This is a genomic window from Jeotgalibacillus terrae, assembly GCF_016908195.1.
Taxonomy (GTDB): Bacteria; Bacillota; Bacilli; order Bacillales; family Jeotgalibacillaceae; genus Jeotgalibacillus; species Jeotgalibacillus terrae.
The window spans coordinates 21,775-41,559 of sequence record NZ_JAFBDK010000020.1 but is presented as its reverse complement, the minus strand read 5'-3'; the positions used below and the strand labels follow the sequence as shown (position 1 = coordinate 41,559).

At 45.0% G+C, this 19,785-nt stretch carries 20 protein-coding genes; 3 read left to right on the top strand and 17 right to left on the bottom strand.

The window, feature by feature from the left end:
- Positions 1 to 131: 131 nt before the first annotated feature.
- Both JOD21_RS16145 and JOD21_RS16140 read left to right on the top strand, forming a co-directional pair.
- A complete protein-coding gene (locus tag JOD21_RS16145) occupies positions 132 to 977 on the top strand; it encodes a YitT family protein (protein ID WP_380269207.1) in 846 nt (281 codons plus the stop codon).
- A gap of 301 nt (positions 978 to 1,278) precedes the next feature.
- Positions 1,279 to 2,109, top strand: coding sequence for an STAS domain-containing protein (locus tag JOD21_RS16140; RefSeq protein ID WP_204730606.1), 831 nt, complete (start codon positions 1,279 to 1,281; stop codon positions 2,107 to 2,109).
- A gap of 344 nt (positions 2,110 to 2,453) precedes the next feature.
- Here the strand turns inward: JOD21_RS16140 and JOD21_RS16135 are convergent, their stop codons facing one another.
- From JOD21_RS16135 to JOD21_RS16080, 12 genes are all read right to left on the bottom strand, one after another.
- A complete protein-coding gene (locus JOD21_RS16135) occupies positions 2,454 to 3,749 on the bottom strand; it encodes an adenylosuccinate synthase (protein WP_204730605.1) in 1,296 nt (431 codons plus the stop codon).
- A gap of 234 nt (positions 3,750 to 3,983) precedes the next feature.
- Positions 3,984 to 5,348 (bottom strand): replicative DNA helicase, encoded by a 1,365-nt coding sequence (gene dnaB, locus JOD21_RS16130; protein ID WP_041123978.1) that lies wholly within the window; start codon positions 5,346 to 5,348, stop codon positions 3,984 to 3,986.
- A 138-nt stretch (positions 5,349 to 5,486) separates the two neighbouring features.
- Positions 5,487 to 5,933 (bottom strand): 50S ribosomal protein L9, encoded by a 447-nt coding sequence (gene rplI, locus JOD21_RS16125; RefSeq protein ID WP_041123979.1) that lies wholly within the window; start codon positions 5,931 to 5,933, stop codon positions 5,487 to 5,489.
- Positions 5,930 to 7,909, bottom strand: a complete 1,980-nt coding sequence (locus tag JOD21_RS16120) for a DHH family phosphoesterase (protein ID WP_204730604.1) — start codon at positions 7,907 to 7,909, stop codon at positions 5,930 to 5,932. Before JOD21_RS16120 ends, rplI begins: the two co-directional genes overlap by 4 nt.
- A gap of 77 nt (positions 7,910 to 7,986) precedes the next feature.
- Positions 7,987 to 8,925 carry a YybS family protein gene (locus JOD21_RS16115; protein WP_204730603.1) on the bottom strand — a complete coding sequence of 313 codons (939 nt, stop codon included), beginning with the start codon at positions 8,923 to 8,925 and terminating at the stop codon, positions 7,987 to 7,989.
- 170 nt (positions 8,926 to 9,095) lie between these two features.
- Positions 9,096 to 11,114: a methyl-accepting chemotaxis protein gene (locus JOD21_RS16110; protein WP_204730602.1), complete on the bottom strand. Its 2,019-nt coding sequence runs from the start codon at positions 11,112 to 11,114 to the stop codon at positions 9,096 to 9,098.
- Positions 11,115 to 11,338: 224 nt separating this feature from the next.
- Positions 11,339 to 11,575 (bottom strand): 30S ribosomal protein S18, encoded by a 237-nt coding sequence (gene rpsR / locus JOD21_RS16105; RefSeq protein WP_134381170.1) that lies wholly within the window; start codon positions 11,573 to 11,575, stop codon positions 11,339 to 11,341.
- Positions 11,576 to 11,620: 45 nt separating this feature from the next.
- Positions 11,621 to 12,136 carry a single-stranded DNA-binding protein gene (gene ssb, locus JOD21_RS16100; RefSeq protein WP_204730601.1) on the bottom strand — a complete coding sequence of 172 codons (516 nt, stop codon included), beginning with the start codon at positions 12,134 to 12,136 and terminating at the stop codon, positions 11,621 to 11,623.
- A gap of 70 nt (positions 12,137 to 12,206) precedes the next feature.
- Complete coding sequence (gene rpsF, locus JOD21_RS16095) at positions 12,207 to 12,497, bottom strand: 30S ribosomal protein S6 (protein ID WP_204730600.1); 291 nt, start codon at positions 12,495 to 12,497, stop codon at positions 12,207 to 12,209.
- A gap of 446 nt (positions 12,498 to 12,943) precedes the next feature.
- Positions 12,944 to 14,044: a redox-regulated ATPase YchF gene (ychF, locus tag JOD21_RS16090; RefSeq protein WP_204730599.1), complete on the bottom strand. Its 1,101-nt coding sequence runs from the start codon at positions 14,042 to 14,044 to the stop codon at positions 12,944 to 12,946.
- A 185-nt stretch (positions 14,045 to 14,229) separates the two neighbouring features.
- Complete coding sequence (locus JOD21_RS16085) at positions 14,230 to 14,427, bottom strand: DUF951 domain-containing protein (RefSeq protein WP_204730598.1); 198 nt, start codon at positions 14,425 to 14,427, stop codon at positions 14,230 to 14,232.
- 14 nt (positions 14,428 to 14,441) lie between these two features.
- A complete protein-coding gene (locus tag JOD21_RS16080) occupies positions 14,442 to 15,332 on the bottom strand; it encodes a mechanosensitive ion channel family protein (protein ID WP_204730621.1) in 891 nt (296 codons plus the stop codon).
- Between the two features lie 416 nt (positions 15,333 to 15,748).
- Here JOD21_RS16080 and yyaC point away from each other — a divergent pair, with 416 nt between their 5' ends.
- The gene (gene yyaC / locus JOD21_RS16075) at positions 15,749 to 16,363 is read left to right on the top strand and encodes a spore protease YyaC (RefSeq protein ID WP_204730597.1); all 615 of its coding nucleotides are present in this window, start codon (positions 15,749 to 15,751) and stop codon (positions 16,361 to 16,363) included.
- Here the strand turns inward: yyaC and JOD21_RS16070 are convergent.
- From JOD21_RS16070 to noc, 5 genes are read right to left on the bottom strand one after another with little or no spacing between them, the layout of a single operon-like run.
- Positions 16,305 to 17,036 (bottom strand): DUF554 domain-containing protein, encoded by a 732-nt coding sequence (locus JOD21_RS16070; RefSeq protein WP_204730596.1) that lies wholly within the window; start codon positions 17,034 to 17,036, stop codon positions 16,305 to 16,307. The two genes, yyaC and JOD21_RS16070, sit on opposite strands and share 59 nt — an antisense overlap.
- Positions 17,037 to 17,069: 33 nt before the next feature.
- On the bottom strand, positions 17,070 to 17,912 hold the full coding sequence (locus tag JOD21_RS16065; RefSeq protein ID WP_204730595.1) for a ParB/RepB/Spo0J family partition protein: 843 nt from the start codon (positions 17,910 to 17,912) through the stop codon (positions 17,070 to 17,072).
- Entirely contained in the window at positions 17,905 to 18,666 is a 762-nt protein-coding gene (locus tag JOD21_RS16060) for a ParA family protein (RefSeq protein ID WP_204730594.1), read from the bottom strand. Before JOD21_RS16060 ends, JOD21_RS16065 begins: the two co-directional genes overlap by 8 nt.
- 53 nt (positions 18,667 to 18,719) lie before the next feature.
- Positions 18,720 to 18,848, bottom strand: a complete 129-nt coding sequence (locus JOD21_RS19520) for a hypothetical protein (RefSeq protein WP_275579607.1) — start codon at positions 18,846 to 18,848, stop codon at positions 18,720 to 18,722.
- Between the two features lie 53 nt (positions 18,849 to 18,901).
- Positions 18,902 to 19,768 carry a nucleoid occlusion protein gene (gene noc / locus JOD21_RS16055; protein WP_204730593.1) on the bottom strand — a complete coding sequence of 289 codons (867 nt, stop codon included), beginning with the start codon at positions 19,766 to 19,768 and terminating at the stop codon, positions 18,902 to 18,904.
- Positions 19,769 to 19,785: the final 17 nt, after the last annotated feature.

The following is a 19,785-nucleotide window of genomic DNA, read 5'->3' as shown; positions in this document are numbered from 1 at the left end:
CCCGCATTTGCGGGTTTTTTCATGTATAATATATGCATCTATACCACCAGGAGGGATGCGTATTGCCCACAAAGCGGAAAAAGAATGAACTGCCTCCTGTTTTATCAAAGAAGAGGAGCCAGCATAAAAGACTGTCTTTAAAATCAGTCAGTAAAAGAGCTTTTTTCATCTGTCTTGGTGCCATTCTGATGGCAGTAGGGCTGGAGCTGTTCCTGGTACCGAATCAGGTTCTTGATGGCGGAATTGTCGGTATTTCAATTATTTTATCTTACTTAACTGAATGGAAGCTTGGACTTTTTATATTTGTATTAAATATTCCATTTTTCTTTATCGGCTATAAGCAGATTGGAAAAACTTTTGCATTTTCCACATTGCTTGGCATTTCTGTTTTGTCAATCTCCACGTATTTCCTTCACAGTGTACCGGGTTTTACAGATGATCTGCTGCTTGCGACTGTATTTGGCGGAATTGTACTCGGCGTTGGTGTGGGAATTGTCATTCGATATGGTGGTTCACTTGACGGCACAGAAATTCTTGCAATCCTGTTTAACAAAAACCTCCCTTTTTCCGTAGGGGAAATTATTATGTTTTTCAATTTGTTTATTTTTGGCGTCGCAGGTTTTGTGTTTGAGTGGGACCGCGCGATGTACTCATTAATTGCTTATTTTATTGCATTTAAAACGATTGATATAGTGATTCAGGGAATCGATGAATCAAAAGCAGCCTGGATTATCAGTGATGATTATATTGAAATTGGTGACGCGATTATTGACCGCCTTGGCCGCGGCGTCACTTACCTGAATGGACAGGGCGGTTTTACCCTGCATTCGAAAAAAGTCGTTTTTTGTGTGATCACAAGGCTTGAAGAGGCCAAACTTAAGGGTATAGTAGAAGATATAGATCCAAACGCCTTCCTCGCAGTCGGCAGCATCGCCGAAGTCCGCGGAGGAAGATTTAAAAAGAAAGCTATTCATTGAAAAGAAAAGCGGAGGGCGCTTGGTCAGCTCTGACAGGCATAAGCCACGCAGCGGAAAACGGGTGACCTTTCCCGTTTACCGATGCGTGGCTTATGTCCCGAGGAGCTAGCGCCTGAAGCTGGACAATGAGAAAAGCGTAGGCGGGCGTTTAGCTCCGACAAGCATAAGACGCACTGAGAGAAATGGGTGACCTTCCCGATTTTCTCAGTGTGGCTTATGACTCGAGGAGCTGCCTGCCGGAGCTGGACAAGAGAAAAGCGGAGCACGCTTGCACTTACAAACATAGAATTGAGGGATTGACATGGGTTCGATTCAGGATTTTGCTTCATACCTGAAAGATAATGGAGAAGAGCTTGGTGAAAAACTCCTAGTGTACAGCCTTGGAAAAGTAGATGTGGAGATTCCGCAATCCATGATTGAGGAATCACGAAAAAATAATGGACGATTTTTTAAATTCTTTTCCGACACGCTGATCGTGGAAGAAGATGAGTCTGTAGAAGAGAAGTTTTTAAAATGGAGCCGGGATAATATTGAAGAACAGGTTTCTATGATGGATAAGCTGTCTTCATTAATCCGTCCCTATCCTGATACAAGAATGTACTTCAGTGATTTGATCGGAACGATCTGTATGCAGAAAGAACTGTCTACAAAAGATACACTGTTTGTATTAAACCGCCTGAATTTCATTCTGGATATCAACATGCGGGAATCGATTCTTCTATTTGAAAAATATAAGAACCGGATCAATGCTGAGAGCAGAAAAGAGATTCTTGCGCTTTCGGCACCGATTGTTCCAATCCAGCCGGGCGTTGTGGTGCTGCCGCTTGTCGGCAAAATTGATTCAGCACGTGCAGAGCATCTGATGACTCAGACAATTCCTCAGATCAGCAACATGGACCTGGATTGTGTGATCATTGATTTTTCAGGCATTGTGACGATTGATAATGAAGTTGCAGGGCATGTATTTGATATTACCAATGTCCTGAAGCTGTTAGGTATTGATGTGAATGTAAGCGGCTTGCGTCCTGAGCTTGCTCAGCACATCGTGTTAAACGGTATTCAATTTGATGATATTCAAACTTTTTCAAATGTACAGCAGGCGATTAAAAACTGGGATGTAAAGATATTATAAGAAAAGGATATCCTGCCAAATTGGCGGATACCCTTTTCTTTGATCTCGTTTCAGACGCCGTGCTGTCGGAGCTGAACAAGGCGCTTACACTTTTCTTTGTCCAGCTCCAGCGCCTAGCCCCTCGAGTCATAAGTCACCCTGAGAAAATGGGAAAGGTCACCCATTTCTCTCAGTGCGTCTTATGCTTGTCGGGGCTGAACAAGGCGCTTACACTTTTCTTTGTCCAGTTCCAGGCGCTAGCTCCTCGGGTCATAAGCCACGCATCGGTAAACGGGAAAAGCGCCCGTTTTTCGCTCCGCGTCTTATGCCTGTCGGAGCTGAACAAGCGCCTTCCACTTTTCTTATTACTTCTCTACTCTCCACACGCTTTTCACAACATTTGTCTGTGTGCGGTCGGGTCCTACTGAGAAGATTGAGAGTGGAATGCCTGTCAGTTGTGAGACGCGCTCAAGGTAGTGACGTGCATTTTCAGGCAGCTCATCAAGTGAACGTACGCCTGTAATGTCTTCATCCCAGCCCGGAAGCTCTTCATAAATCGGCTCACATTTCGCAAGTGTGCGAAGGTTTGCCGGGTATTCTGTGATGATCTCGTTATCAAGACGGTAAGCTGTACAGATTTTCAGTGTCTTGATGCCTGTTAATACATCAATTGAGTTCAGTGAAAGATCTGTCAGTCCGCTTACACGGCGTGCATGGCGTACAACGACGCTGTCGAACCAGCCCACACGGCGTGGACGGCCTGTTGTTGTACCGTATTCACGGCCGACTTCACGGATATTATCGCCGATTTCATCATGAAGCTCAGTCGGGAACGGGCCGTCACCAACGCGCGTTGTATAAGCTTTAGATACACCTACAACGTGCCCGATTTTAGTCGGTCCAACACCTGAACCGATTGTCACTCCGCCTGCTACCGGGTTCGATGACGTAACGAACGGGTATGTACCCTGGTCGATATCAAGCATCACACCCTGCGCTCCTTCAAACAGCACACGGCGCGCTTCATCAAGTGCATCATTCAGCACAACAGATGTATCGCATACATATTTTGCGATCTGCTGGCCATATTCATAATACTCTTCAAAAATATCTTCTTTCGTAAAGCCTTCCACTTCATAGAAGCGCTCAAGCATACGATTTTTTTCAACTAAGTTATTTTCAAGCTTCTCTTCAAATGACTCTTTATCAAGAAGGTCAGCGATACGGATACCGGCACGCGCTGCTTTATCCATATAAGCAGGTCCGATTCCTTTTTTCGTTGTTCCGATCTTATTTTCACCTTTACGCTCTTCTTCCACTTCATCCAGTTTTAAATGGTATGGCAGAATGACATGGGCACGGTTACTGATACGGAGATTCTCTGTGCTGACACCGCGGTCATGAAGATATTTCAGCTCCTGTACAAGCGCTTTTGGATCTACAACCATTCCGTTTCCGATCACAGAGATTTTATCTTTATAAAAGATCCCTGATGGAATGAGATGCAGTTTATATGTTTCACCATCAAATTTAATTGTATGTCCTGCATTATTACCGCCCTGATAGCGTGCAATTACTTCTGCATGTTCTGAGAGAAAGTCAGTGATTTTACCCTTTCCTTCATCTCCCCATTGAGTTCCTACTACGACTACTGAAGACATGGAACGCACCTCCGTCAGGCTGTTACACCCTTTTTATCAAACAAGAACAGTTTACCAGTCATTGAGTAGTCAGTCAATAAAAAGACGAACATTATTAGTTAAATAGTTATTTATATTCGTTATTTTAGGGTGACGAAATGTGATCTTCTTCATATGAGTGCTGGCAGATATGTTTTCAGGGTGGACAGCCCGCTCACGCATCACAAAATTAAAAAAGCCCCCATAAAGGAGGCTTTACGCACCAGGCGGCATATTCGGATCATCCAGACGCCGCTCGAGGTTGACGAACTTATTATATTCTTTAATAAAGGCAAGAGACACGGTACCAACCGGGCCGTTACGCTGTTTGGCAATAATGATTTCAATCGTATTCTGATTTTCACTTTCTTTATCATAATAGTCATCACGATAAAGGAAGGCAACGATATCGGCATCCTGCTCAATACTTCCTGATTCACGTAAGTCAGACATCATCGGACGCTTGTCCTGACGCGATTCCACGCCACGTGAAAGCTGTGACAGTGCAATAACCGGCACTTCAAGTTCACGCGCCAGTCCTTTTAGTGAGCGGGAGATTTCAGATACTTCCTGCTGACGGTTCTCCCCAGGCTTTCCTGTTCCGTGAATCAGCTGCATGTAGTCAATCAAAATCATACCGAGACCATGTTCCTGCTTCAGACGGCGGCATTTTGCACGGATATCCTGTACGCGCACACCAGGTGTGTCATCAATATAGATACCGGCATTTGACAGGCTTCCCATCGCCATCGTCAGCTTGCGCCAGTCTTCATCTGTCAGGGCACCTGTACGCAGGTTCTGGGCATTGATGTTCCCTTCAGCACAGAGCATACGCATCACAAGCTGCTCTGCACCCATCTCCAGACTGAAGATCGCAACGTTCTCACCTGTTTTGGTTGCCACGTTTTGTGCAATATTCAGGGCAAAAGCGGTCTTACCAACTGACGGACGGGCAGCTACAATAATCAGATCATTACGCTGGAAGCCGGCTGTCATACGGTCCAGCTCGTTAAAGCCCGTTGCAATGCCGGTGATGTCACCCTGCGTGCTATTGAGCATTTCAATATTGTCATACGTGCGCACTAGCACATCTTTCATCGAATGGAAGGCACTCGTATTTTTACGGTTTGCGACTTCCATAATATTTCGTTCAGCTTCAGCTAAGAGGTTTTCGACTTCATCCTCACGCGCATAACCATCCTGTGCGATCGTGGTAGCAGTGCGGATCAGTCGTCTTAACAGCGCTTTTTCTTCTACAATATGGGCATAATATTCAAGGTTGGCTGCAGTCGGCACAAAGCCGGCAAGGTCCGTTAGATAAGAGATACCCCCAACATCTTCAAGCTCTTTCATGGCTGCAAGCTCTTCAGTGACTGTAACAAGGTCAATCGCTTTTCCTTTATCACTTAAGCTGATCATCACGTCAAAAATCCGCTGGTGGGCACTTCGGTAAAAATCTTCCGGCATGAGGACTTCCTGCGCAGATATCAGTGACTGGGGTTCTAAAAAGATGGCGCCAAGCACGGCCTGCTCAGCTTCTATATTTTGCGGCGGCATTCGGTCCGCATACTGTTCATTCACGTCGGATCCCTCCTGTGATGCTGTATAAAATGCCGGGACTGCGCTTCCATCAGGAAATTCGCACAGTCCCGGCATGTTTATTTGTTTCTATTTGGTCATAGTATATCATGGATGCGTTTGGTTTCAGAAGACCCTAATTTATTCCTCTGTTACGTGAACCTTTACAGTAGCGGTTACATCGTTATGAACTTTTACCGGTACATTTGTGTAGCCGAGTGAACGGATGGCATCGCTCAGTTCGATTTTACGCTTATCAACTTTAATGCCATGCGTTTTTTTCAGTTCTTCTGCAATCTGCTTCGATGTAACTGAGCCGAACAGGCGGCCGTCTTCTCCGGATTTCGCTGTCAGTTCAACTGTCAGTTCTTCGATTTTTGCTTTCAGCTGCTTTGCTTCTTCAAGCTCCTGCTGTGCTTCCTGCTCTTTCTTTTTCTTTTGGGCATTCAGCTGGCTGACGTTTCCTGCGTTCGCTTCAGCAGCCAGATTATTTTTCAGAAGGTAGTTGTGCGCATAACCATCTGCTACGTTTTTCACTTCGCCTTTTTTACCTTTACCTTTTACGTCTTGTAGGAAAATTACTTTCATGATTCTTCAGTTCCTCCTTCGATGTGTTCGTTAATTGCCTGCTTCAGCTGCTCTACAGCCTCATCAATGGTGAGACCTTTGAGCTGGGTTGCTGCATTCGTCAGGTGGCCTCCGCCATTCAATTTCTCCATGATCAGCTGTACATTGACAGTGCCGAGGGATCTCGCGCTGATACCGACCACACCTTCATCACGGAACGCGACAACAAATGACGCTGCGACATCTTCCATTTGCAGAAGTGTATCAGCTGCCTGGGCGATAATCACAGAATCATGTACCCTGTCATCGTCACCAAAAGCAATGGCCATCCCATGCTTATAAAATGTGACCGTTTCAACCAGGCGCGCCCGTTCGACGTAGGTTGTCACATCTTCTCTTAAGAACTGCTGAACAAGCACTGTATCCGCGCCAAGCGTTCTTAAATAGGAAGCCGCATCAAACGTCCGGGATCCTGTACGCATCGTGAAGCTTTTCGTATCCACTATTATACCAGCAAGCAGTGCGGTCGCTTCAAGCATTGTGATTTTCTCAGTTCTTGGCTGATAATCAAGTAATTCTGTGACCAGTTCAGCCGTTGAGGAAGCATAAGGCTCCATGTATACAAGAAGCGGATTTTCAATAAATTCCTCACCGCGTCTGTGGTGGTCAATGACGACGACTTTCTCCGCTTTATTCAAAAGCTTTTCTTCAATGACAAGACTCGGCTTGTGCGTATCCACAATGACGAGCAATGTATCATCTGTCACCATATCAAGCGCTTCTTCAGGCGTAATCATATGCGAGTATAGATCAGGCTTCGTTTTAATCTCATCAATCAAACGGTTGACCCCGCTGTCGATTTCTGTGAAATTAAGTGCGACAAAACCTTCCCGCTGATTCATCTGTGCAATCTTTCTGACACCGATCGCGGCACCGACTGCATCCATGTCAGGACGCTTATGTCCCATGACAATCACTTTATCACTGCTGACGATCAATTCACGCAGTGCGTGAGAGATCACGCGTGCACGTACACGCGTCCGTTTTTCCATCGGGTTCGTCTTGCCGCCGTAGAACTTCACTTTACCGTTCGCCTGATTAATCACAACCTGGTCGCCTCCGCGGCCAAGTGCCAGATCAAGGCTCGACTGTGCCTGACGTCCAAGTTCAGGAAGTGTTTCAGCACCTGAACCGACGCCAATACTAAGCGTCAGCGGCACGTTCTGTTTTGATGTCATATCACGGATCGAATCAAGAATCGTGAATTTTTCGTGTTCAAGTTCACGCAGAATGCGCTCGTTCATAACGGCGAGAAAACGGTCAGACGAGACTCTTTTAACATAGATATCGTGCTCTGTTGCCCACTGATTCAGTAAAGTGGTGACAGAGCTGTTGATGTTACTGCGGGCAGAGTCGTCCATTCCCTGCGTTAATTCATCATAGTTATCCAGGAAAATGACAGAAATCACTGTACGGTCCGCTGCATACTGCTCTTCGACTTCAGATTGCTCAGTCACGTCAAAGAAATACAGCAGTTTTTCATCCTGCTTGTGAATTATCCGGAAGATCCGTCCCTGCCACGAGACCGTTTCCTCAACGCTTCCTTCTTTCTTAATAACCGGCACCAATACATCAGCCACATCATATAAAGAACGGCCAATCATCGTGCCGTCTTCAATAAAAGCAGTCAGGTAAGGGTTCGCCCACTCTACATAAAAATCGTCATTATATAACAGAATACCAACCGGCATCTCCATCAGTGCTTCTTCGCCTACTCTTTTTACCCGGTAGGAGAGTGTGGATATATAGTCTTCTGTATCGTTGAAAAAGCGCTTTTCAAATACAAAAGCGTACCACAGGACCGGCACTGCCAGAATCAGCGTACCAACGGCAAACATCCAGTTGTATAAAAGCAATACTGCCGCAGTGATAAGAACAATCAGTGTAAGCCCCAGCAGCAGCCGGCGTAAAATCCGGTGTTGAAAATATGTTGGCATGCTTTCAGCTCCCAAAACGGTTTTCCCGTTTGCATGATATATGCTCTATTCTATCCGTTTTAAAGAAAAGTGTGATTTTACTTCTTCACACTGATCCGTTTCCGTAAATCAAAACCTAAGTCTATTATACCTAAAATTCTCGTTAATGGATTGATCAATACGCCTAAAATGGTCAAAATCACCAAAAGCCCTTTATTCCAGCCTTTCAAATGGCCGTAAAAATGAATAAAAGCAAGCCCTTGAAAAATCATTAACAGCTCAAATCCAAGCTGAAGGTTAACCAGCATGAAAGCAAATGTTGTCCCCTGCTCAGGCGTTGCAATCAGCGTAGTCACGAGAACAATCAGATAGTACCAGATCACATTTTTCGGCAATGACAAGTTGCGTAATGGCTCAAATGACGGGAGCTCGGTTTTTAACAGCCGTTTCGCGATTGGGAAGTTGACCAGGAAAACGAACCACATGAAGATGAATGTAGTCATGATAAACAGCGTTGGAAAGAGTAATTCGTACACCTGGAGACTCTGTCTGATCGATTCTCCAACTTCAGTTACATCACGGCCCATCCCGCTTACCATATCAAGAGACTGATTAAGAGATTCATTAATGATTATAAACAGTCCATCAATGAGATTGATGCCAAACAGTAAGATGGCCCCCAGATACAGTAAAAGCATATTTGCAAGAAAAGCAATTGTACCACCGGCAAGCGCAGCCAGTTTACTTTTACCCTGCTGGATCATCCAGCCGATCGTGACACCTGTTGTACCATAGGCAAATGCTGCAAAAATAGATAAAAACCCGCTGACAATGCCAGTAACCCCTATCGCAGCTGCAATGAGGATCAAGGAGTAGCGTAAGGGGTGTTTCATGCTGTATAGCATAAATGGCAGCATCATGACTAATGACACTGGAAAGACAAGCACTGGTATATAATTTGAGATCAGAAGCAGCAATGTAAAGATGACGATCATCATCGCGCCTTCTGTCAGCCTTAATGTATTTGAATTGTTCATTCGTGCACCTCTATCTTTTCTAATCAGGACATCATACTCATTTTATCTGTCTGGCAGGCCTTCATCAACCATCAGCCCATCAGCCGGACCAAATTGCAGGCCCTGCCGTTCACTGGATTGATGAATTTGAAAAAAGTCCCTGAATCACGAATGATCCAGGGACTTTCATATTAATCTTCCTGTTGTTCATCAAGCTGGAACCGGTTGACTGCCTGTTGCAGGTCATCGCTCAGCTCACTCAATCTTTCAGCTGATTCAGTTACGGTCTGAATCGCTCTTACCTGTTCATCCGTTGAAGCCGCCACCTGCTCACATGATGCAGCTGTTTCCTCTGCCATCGCAGCCATTTCCTGAATAACGCGCGAGACAGCTTCCTTGCTTGCAGAGACATCCTGAATTTCACGGTATACAGCTAAAATAGACGTTTCCATTGTACCCATGAAATCAGACATCTGATCAAAAATCTCATTTGTTTGCTCAACGACAACTGACTGATTGTCAAAGTTCTCTTTCGTGCGTCCCATTTCATTTACAGCACGCTTTGAACTGTCCTGAATATCAGCAATCGTCTGCTTCACCTCATCAGTCGCACGTACAGACTGCTCAGCAAGCTTTCTGACCTCGTCTGCAACAACTGCGAACCCTTTACCATGCTCACCTGCCCGCGCAGCTTCAATCGAAGCATTCAGCGCTAAAAGGTTCGTCTGTGAAGAAATTTCAGTAATGGTTGCCATGACTGATTCAATTGTCTGTACTTTATTTTCGAGGTCTCTAATCACAGTTTCCATTGACTGAATGAATTCAGTTGAGGACGTGTGATATTCTTTCAGCTGCTTCATCTGACTGATTCCGCTCGCATTCACACTGCCTGCTTCACTTGCGACTTCAGACATTTGCTTAGACTGCTCTGAGATCGCGTTGATCTTTTCACCAAGCGTCTGCGACTGACGGTTCGCTTCATCTGCCTCTTCAGCAGACTGCGTGGCACCATCAGCAATATCACTTACTGCACTCGCCACCTGTTCACTCGATGCATTCGTTTCTTCCGCCACAGCACTTAAGCCTTCAGCAGAGCCGCGCACTTCATTCACAGACAGCTTTACAGTCGTCAAAATACTATTCATGTTATCAACCATCTGATTAAACTGAGTTGCCAGTTCGCCAATCTCATCATCAGACTTTACATGCGCACGTGTGCTTAAGTCACCGCCTGCAACCTCTCGCACAGACTCTTTCAGGCTGACAATCGGCTTTGAGAATCTGCTTGCCACAATCGACATGATAACCGCTGCGACAATTAATGTGACGATCCCGATAATAAGCAGTAATGTCACAATCGACAGCGATTCTGCCATAATATCAGATTCATCGAAAGCAACACCGATTTTCCAGTTAGTATTACTTGCAGTAGAATAAACCATTAATTTATCTGATCCGTCATAGTTATAATCAATGCGGCCTGTTTCCTGATCTTGCGCAAACAGGTCCTGAATAAAATCAAGTTCCATCAGGTTTTCACTCTGAAGCGTCGGATGCACAATCGCAATCCCCTCACCTGAAAGAACAAACGGATATCCATTATAACCAATCTGTGTTTCACCAAGTTTTGTTGTTAAGTCACCCAGCTTCACATCAGTTCCGACGACTCCGATCAGTTCAGAGCCATCCTGAATCGCCTTTGCTGCAGTGACGACGTATTCTCCAGTTGCTTCATCAATATACGGCTCACTCCAGATGACCGTATCCGGCTCAGCAGCTGCCTGTTGATACCAGTCACGCGTTGTCGCGTCAAAGTCTGCCGGCAGATCAACATATGGAGAGATCAATAATGAGCCATTGTCAGCTGCCACGTAAATTGAAGAAGGATCTGAATAAATGGTCAGATACTCTTCCAGTAATTGTTCAAGCTCGTTCGTTGCTGCTGCATCACCATCTTCAAGCGCAGCTTCTGCGTATTGGATGGCTGTGGTCGTAGAGGCCACCTGTTCAATGCTGCGACCATATTGATCAAGGAACGTTTCTGTGGAGTTTTGCAGCTCACCAGCAATTCCTTCTGCCTGACTCAGCACATTTTCCTGTGTCCTGTCATGAAGCTGCCAGCCGGTTAAACTGAGCAGTACTGCAAATGCAGCAATAAGTACAATTGAAGTTGTTAAAATTAATTTTGTCTTAATAGATTTCAGTTTCACTCTGTTCACCCCGTAAACCAATTTTATGTCTAGACTGTGTCAGCCATATACATATAGATCGGTTAATATATTAAAAAGTGAAGAGATATAAAATAATTTATTTAGTTCGTATTACTTAATAAATGAATTTATATGGAATTTTTAGTAATATAAGAAGGTCTAAATAACTTATTTTTTCCATATAAAAAGCTGTTCCAGATTAACCGGAACAGCCTGTTTTTTAATTATTCGCCAGATACGAATGGAAGTAGTGCCATTGTACGTGCGCGCTTAACTGCAACTGTCAGTCTGCGCTGATACTTAGCGCTTGTTCCAGTTACACGACGTGGAAGAATTTTTCCACGCTCAGAGATAAACTTTCTTAGTAGATCAACGTCTTTATAGTCGATGTGTGTAATACCGTTTGAAGTAAAGTAACACACCTTCTTACGACGCTTACCGCCTCTGCGTCCTCCTGCCATGGGATTCCCCTCCTTCTTGTTTAAGATTTTATGGTTCTACACCTCTTAGAATGGCAGATCATCATCTGAAATGTCGATCGGCTGACCGTCATTTGAGAATGGGTCCTTGTCCACTCTTGTGTAGTTCTGATTGTTCTGGTTGCTTTGGTTTTCACGCGGTTGATTCTGACCGAAGTTGTTATTGTCCTGATACCCTTGATTGCTTCCGTAGCTTCCGCCGCCGGACTGGCCGCCTGAAGCATTCTTCGGCTCCAGGAATTGAACACTTTCTGCATTCACTTCAGTGACATACACGCGTTTGCCTTCCTGGTTCTCGTAGCTTCGTGTCTGAATCCGTCCGTCAACGCCTGCCAAGCTTCCTTTTTTAAGGAAGTTCGCTACGTTTTCTGCTGGACGTCTCCATACAACGCAGTTAATAAAATCCGCTTCACGGTCTCCCTGCTGGTTCGTGAAAGCACGATTAACAGCGAGTGTGAATGTTGCAACTGCTACACCGCTTGGCGTATAGCGCAAGTCCGGATCCTTCGTTAATCGACCGACTAATACGACCCGATTCATCATCAGAACCAACTCCTTTGTGTTTGCGCAGGCCGGCAGATGCCAGCCATTACATAAAGCTTATATTTAGAGATTAGTTTTCTTCTTCGCGAATCGTCATGTGGCGAACGATATCATCGCTGATTTTAGCCAGACGGTCGAATTCGTTGATAGCCTCAGAACCTGAGTTCAACTTAACGATCTGATAGAATCCTTCGCGAATCTCGTTAATTTCATAAGCGAAACGACGCTTACCCCACTCTTTTGACTCGATGATCTCCGCTCCGTTTGAAGTAAGGATTTCTTCAAAGCGTGTAGTGACAGCTTTTTTCTGCTCCTCATCAACATCTGGACGGACAATGTACATGATTTCGTACTTTCTCATCGGTTTTCACCTCCTTATGGTCTATGCGGCCTCCTGTTGTCAGGAGACAAGGAGTAATAAACAAATTATATTACTCACAAGGATATATTATAGCACAGTGCCATCTATAGGACAAGGGTGACAGTAAGATTTTGAGATTCTGTTCTCCCCCAAACAGAAACAGAACATTTGTTCTTATTTTATTGTAACGGATTGGGGACGGGATGTCCAGTTGGATGGCAGGGCGTTTTTTCGAAGGGGTGGCGGGTGGTTCGACGGAAAACAGTTGTTGTTCGGCTTTCAGTCGTCCCGGTTCAACGTCTGGTGGTTCATGTTCAACACACATACTGGCATGTTCGACATATAACCATCTATCTTCGCTCTTTAGTGCCATTTGACCTACCCCGGTGAGTGCAGCATTTCACTTCAAAACAAAACCCCCGGAATCTCTCCCGGGGGCAAACATTTTATACGTTAAAACGGAAGTGAATCACATCTCCGTCTTTCACAATATATTCTTTACCTTCAAGACGTACTTTTCCAGCTTCTTTTGCAGGAGCCATACCGCCTGAATTGATCAGGTCATCATACGAAACCGTTTCTGCGCGGATGAAGCCGCGTTCGAAATCTGTATGGATGACGCCGGCACACTGAGGTGCTTTCATACCGTGACGGAATGTCCATGCACGGACTTCCTGAACACCAGCTGTAAAGTAAGTTGCAAGACCAAGCAGGTCGTATGTTGCGCGGATCAGCTGATCAAGTCCTGACTCTTCAATGCCAAGCTCTGAAAGGAACATCGCTTTTTCATCTTCATCAAGCTCTGCAATTTCCTCTTCGATTTTCGCACAGACAACGATCACTTCTGCATTATCTTCTTTAGCGAATTCACGCACGCGCTGTACGTATTCGTTATCTGAAGGATCAGCAATTTCGTCTTCACCCACGTTTGCAGCGTAAAGCATCGGCTTGCTTGTCAGCAGGTGCATTCCTTTTGCAAGCTTCGCCTGTTCTTCATTTAATTCAACTGTTCTTGCTGCCTGGTTATTCTCAAGCGCTTCTTTAATTTTTTCAAGTACTGTCATTTCAATGACAGCATCTTTATCTTTCTGCTTCGCCATTTTCGCAACGCGGGCGATGCGCTTGTCTACAGCTTCAAGGTCAGCTAAGATCAGCTCAAGGTTGATGACTTCGATATCATCAATCGGATCCACTTTTCCTGAAACGTGTGTGATATTGTCATCTGCAAAGCAGCGGACAACCTGTACGATTGCATCTACTTCACGGATATGTGAAAGGAATTTGTTACCCAGTCCTTCACCTTTACTTGCACCTTTTACAATTCCTGCAATATCAGTGAATTCAAAAGCAGTCGGCACAGTTTTTTTCGGTTCAACAAGCTCTGTCAGCTTTGTTAGACGCGGGTCCGGTACTTCTACAATTCCGACGTTCGGATCGATTGTACAGAACGGATAGTTTGCAGATTCAGCACCTGCTTTTGTAATTGCATTAAATAAAGTAGACTTCCCAACGTTAGGTAAGCCCACAATTCCAGCTGTTAAAGCCATGTCGTTCACTCCTTGAATCTTCTATTGAAAACATATTCATGTGACGTGTCATATTCAAACCTCACACAATTATATAGAGTTCCCGTGTTAAATACAAGAGGACTGGCGCTGTCCGTCCCCACTCACACGCTCCCTCAAAAAAACCGTATGAAATCAAATAAGATTCCATACGGTCAGCTCGCTGTTTATTCTCCGTGCTTCTCAAGCACTTTCTTCATTTTACGTGAAAATTCCCGGCGCGGGATCATGACGCTGTGTGAACAGCCTTCACATTTTATCCGGATATCCATCCCCATACGGATGATTTTCCACCGGTTGACGCCGCAAGGGTGAGGTTTTTTCATTTCCACAACATCATTCAGTCCAAACTCTTTTTCTTCCATGACACACCCTCCTATTATTGATCTGCTTCCTCGATTTTCGGTGGCATTTTTCCAGTTTCTTCTCTTGAATACATCACCATACGCGGGAATGGAATTTCAATGCCGCGTGCATCCAGGTAATGTTTAATCTCGCGTTTTAATTCACGCCCGATATACCAGTGTTTCATCGGCTGTGTTTCTGCAATAACACGCATCACGACTTCAGAAGCACCAAGTGTCTGAACGCCGAGCAGTTCAGGTTTCATGACGATCTCCGGATATTTCCCTTCAAGGCCGTCACAGAATTCACGGATCGCCTGTTCAGCTGCTGAGACGTCTTCTTCATAGGCAATACTGATATCCACGACAGCTACACTGTTATGAATAGAAAAGTTTGTTACTTCAGTAATGTTTCCGTTTGGGAAAATGTGAAGCTCTCCAGTCCAGCTCTTTACTTTTGTTGTCCGGAGGCCGATCTCTTCCACATGACCTTCCGCCTGACCGATTCTCACATAATCGCCTACAGAGAACTGGTCTTCAAAAATAATAAAGAATCCGGTAATGACGTCCCGGACAAGGTTCTGTGCACCAAAGCCGATCGCAAGGCCCACAACCCCGGCTCCGGCAATCAGACCGCGCACATCAATTTCAAAAGCGGAAAGCACGGCAAGAATTGCTACGAAATACACAACGTAGGATACGACATTCTGCAGGAGTTTTAACAGTGTATTTTCACGTCTTGCGGATACCTGCACCGGTCCGCGCGCACGGACTTTGAATACATTTTCGATCAGTTTTTTGACGATCCGCACGACAATGCCCGCAACGACAATGATCAGAATGATTCTGAGCATGATAATACCCATTTCAATCCATCGCGCTTCGTCTGTTAAGTAAGCAACGATTGAATTCCAGGCTTCAGCCATGGCGCCGATATCAACAGCCTCTTCAATCGGTGTTTCTTCTGTATCAGGTGCTGCATATTTCAAAAGATCACTTCCTATTTTTCATTAGGCTACGTTAAGGTGGCTGTTGATTTCCGCTCCAGGGGAACGCTTTCCGCAGGGCGTGCGGTGAGCCTCCTCGTGCTTCTCCTGCTGGAGTCGCCCCCCTTCCGCTACAATCACCAGCTGTGCTAAAACAACACTGGACTTTAACAGAGCTATTCATTAAAAAATCACTTTCAACTAACCTTTATTTTATCAGCGTTCGATTTTTTCTCCAACTTATAAGAAGAAAAAACATTTTGTTCTTTAAAAAGAACAAAATGTATTATATAATGAATAAACAGAATAAAAAATAAAGAACAGCCTATACTGTAGAAGTGAGAGGAGCTGGCATAATGAACGAAGCGATCCCCCCAAGTCAATTTACACAGACAAGCTGCCGCAGTCATTTAGAGGACCATATGACACCACACAGACTGGCAAGAACACTTGCTTCAAAATATCCTGTTGATCGTCCGATTGTCTATGTATGTATAGGAACTGACCGCTCTACAGGGGATTCACTCGGTCCGCTGACAGGGTCACTTCTTGAAAAGAGAAAACTGCCATTTTTCGAGCTGCACGGAACCTTAAAGGATCCTGTCCATGCTCTTAACCTCGAAGAAACTGCTGAAAAGATCAGTGCAGACTATCAGGATGCATTTGTTGTAGCCATTGATGCATGCCTCGGCCAGTACCGCAACATCGGCTATATCGAAGTCGGGGAAGGACCGATTTTCCCGGGGGCAGGCGTTCAGAAGCAGCTGCCGCCGATCGGTGATATGCATATTACCGGTATCGTCAACGCCGGTGGATTCATGGAGCATGCGATGCTTCAGAATACGAGGCTGTATCTCGTGAATGAGATGGCTTCACGCATTACAGATGCCATTCACTATTCCAACATTCTTTTTAGAAAGAAATTAGCTGCAGTCCATACGATTCATATAAATGAACAATTGTCACAATGAGACCGACAACCAATATCCCGGGCAGCAGGTTGGCTACACGGATCTTTGTAATCCCAACGAGGTTCAATCCGATTGCAAAGATCATAATGCCGCCTGCTGACGTCATTTCGGCAATAAACTGATCCATCAAAACATCGGGTACGAAACGGTCAATCTGCGTAGCAAAAAGCGCAATCCCTCCCTGATAAAGAACGACAGGGACTGCGGAAAACAATACGCCGATTCCAAGTGTTGATGTTAAGATAATCGATACAAAACCATCAATAATGGATTTCGTAAAAAGCACCTGATGATCACCTCGAAGACCTGAATCAAGCGCGCCGATCACACCCATTGCACCGATCACAAAGATCAGCGTAGCTGTGACAAAACCTTGTGAAATACTTGTCTCGCCGTTTGTCCCAACCTTTCTCTCAATCCATCTGCCCATCGCATTTAGCTTATCATCAAGCGCCATCCATTCACCGATGACTGCACCAAGCACGAGACTGATGATGACAATGAGATAATTATTACTTGAAAGCCCCATCTGCAGGCCAAGTACAATCACCGCAAGACCGATCGCTGACATGACAGTCGCTTTCATTTTCTCCGGTATTCTATGCAGCAGCTTTCCAATCAGCGTGCCCACAATAATCAACAGTCCATTCACAAGCGTCCCCAGCAATACCAAGCCAAACTCCCTCATTTCTGCATGTGTTACAGATTACTCTTCGTGATCCCCAAGTAACGATAAGATCCGTTCGAGGTCCTCTTCAGACATAAATTCAATTTCGATTTTACCTTTATTTTTGTTTTTCTTAATGGCAACACTCGTACCAAACCGCTCTCTCAACACTGTTTCCTGATGTTTTAAATGAGGATCAGCCTGTTTTTTCGGCTTGTCTTTGCGCGCAGGGCTCATATCCTGAATCAGTTTCTCCAGCTGCCGGACATTGAGGCCTTCACTTACTGTTTTTTCTGCCAGCTGATTGGCTGTTTCAGCATTTTTCACACCTGCAAGCGCACGGCCGTGACCCATCGTCAGTTTCTTTGATGACAGCTTTTCCAAAATCCCTTCAGGTAAATGAAGCAGACGCAGATGATTGGCGATATGCGGTCTGCTTTTACCGACTTTTTCTGCAAGTTCTTCCTGTGAAATCTGGAGTTTATCAAGCAGCGTCTGATACGCATTGGCTTCTTCAACCGGTGTGAGATCTTCACGCTGAAGGTTCTCAAGCACAGAGAGCTCCATCATCTGACGCTCAGTCAGATCGCGGACAACTGCCGGCACATGTGCAAGCCCAGCTGCCTGAGCCGCTCTGAATCTGCGCTCTCCCGCTACAATTTCAAAGCCCTTCAGACTTTTACGTACAATGACCGGCTGGAGAATCCCGTGTTCTTTTATGGATTGAGTGAGCTCTTCAAGCGGTGTTTCTTCAAAGATTTTTCTCGGCTGATAAGGGTTCGGCCTGATATCTTTTACAGACAGATGCTGAACATGCTCATCTTCAATTGGTGACATATCTTTAAAAATATGATTAACACCCTTACCTAATCCTTTAGCCATTTCTAATCACTTCCTTCGCTAATTCAAGATAGACTTCAGCACCCTTTGACTTCGGATCATATAAAATAACCGGCAGTCCGTGACTCGGCGCTTCGCTTAACCTTACATTTCTTGGAATGATCGTGTGGTACACTTTGTCCTGAAAATATTTCTTCACTTCAGCGATGACCTGAATGCCAAGATTCGTTCTCGCATCAAGCATCGTCAGCAGCACCCCATCAATAAGTAAATGATGGTTCAGGTGCTTCTGTACAAGCCTTACTGTACTGAGCAGCTGGCTCAAGCCCTCGAGCGCATAATACTCGCACTGTACCGGAATGATACAGGCATCGGACGCAGTCAGTGCATTAATCGTCAGCATCCCGAGTGAAGGCGGACAGTCAATGATGATGAAATCAAACTTTGACTGGACTTCTTCCAGTGCTTTTTTTAACCTTATTTCCCGGGAAACCATCGAAACAATCTCTATTTCCGCTCCTGCAAGAGAGATTGTTGCAGGTATGGCATACAGATTTTCAACTGATGTCCCTCTAATCACATCTTTCGCCGGTACGTCTTCAATGAGCACATCATAGATGCTTTCATCCACGTCCCCTTTATTAATGCCAACGCCGCTCGTTGCATTACCCTGCGGATCCATATCAACCAGCAGCACTTTCTTTCCCAAATAAGCAAGACACGCACTGACATTAACAGACGTCGTTGTTTTACCCACGCCGCCTTTTTGATTCGCAATCGCAATCATTCTCCCCATTCGTGTCACCCGTCCCCTTTTTGTGAATGCTTCGGTCTATGAAAATATTATGTTTATTTTAACAGAGATTTGTTGAAATAGTAGAGCCGGTGTTTAGGAAGCTGATGGGATGGGGCAATCAGATCTGCGGATACGACCATCAATTCTACTGTCACAACCATGGCGGACGCTGATACGACCACAAGCCTCCATCCAAAAATAAAAACCCGCCAAAATCAGCGGGTTTTCTCTCAATCTATTTTTTCTTTTTAGGCAACTTAATCGTAATCTGATAGTAATCATCATACTCTTCTTCCTTTGAATCAAGCTTCATCCCGGAATCAGAGATCATATTCAGTGACTGACGGATTGTGTTAACGGCAATCCGCATGTCTTTATTGAATGCTTTTCGTTTCGGCTTCGGTTTTGTCTCAGTTAACTCAAGCATCTTTTGCACGCGCTGCTCGGTTTGTTTGACGTTCAGCTGCAGTTCGATGATGTCTGCTGCGAGTTTGTTTTGCAGCTCAGCATTTTTAAGCGGAATCAGTGCACGTGCATGGCGTTCAGTGATCTGTTTTGAAATAATGCTTTCCTGCACAAATTCAGGCAGCTTTAAAAGACGCAGCTTGTTTGCGACTGTCGACTGACCTTTTCCAAGGCGCTGAGCCAGGGCTTCCTGTGTCAATTCATGAAGATCCAGGAGCTTTTGGTAAGCCATTGCTTCTTCCACGGGAGAAAGTTCTTCACGCTGAAGGTTTTCAATTAAAGCAACAGATGCTGTTTCAGTATCACTCATATTCTTCACGATAGCGGGAGCAGTTTTCCATTCAAGTGACTTCATCGCGCGCCATCTGCGTTCACCGGCAATGATCTCATAGAAACCGTCTCCGCTTTCGCGTACCACGATTGGCTGAATAATGCCGTGTGTATGAATGGTTCTTGCCAGCTCATCTATTTTTTCATCATCAAAAATCGTTCTCGGCTGAAAACGGTTCGGTTTGATCTGATGAATATCAATTTGTTTAACTTCTTCTTGGTTTACTTCTTTTTCTTCCGTGGTTTCAGGCGAAACAGGCTCGTCCTTATCACCAAGGCCAAAGATCCGTGAAAACGGAGTCTTCATCAAGACACACCACCCTT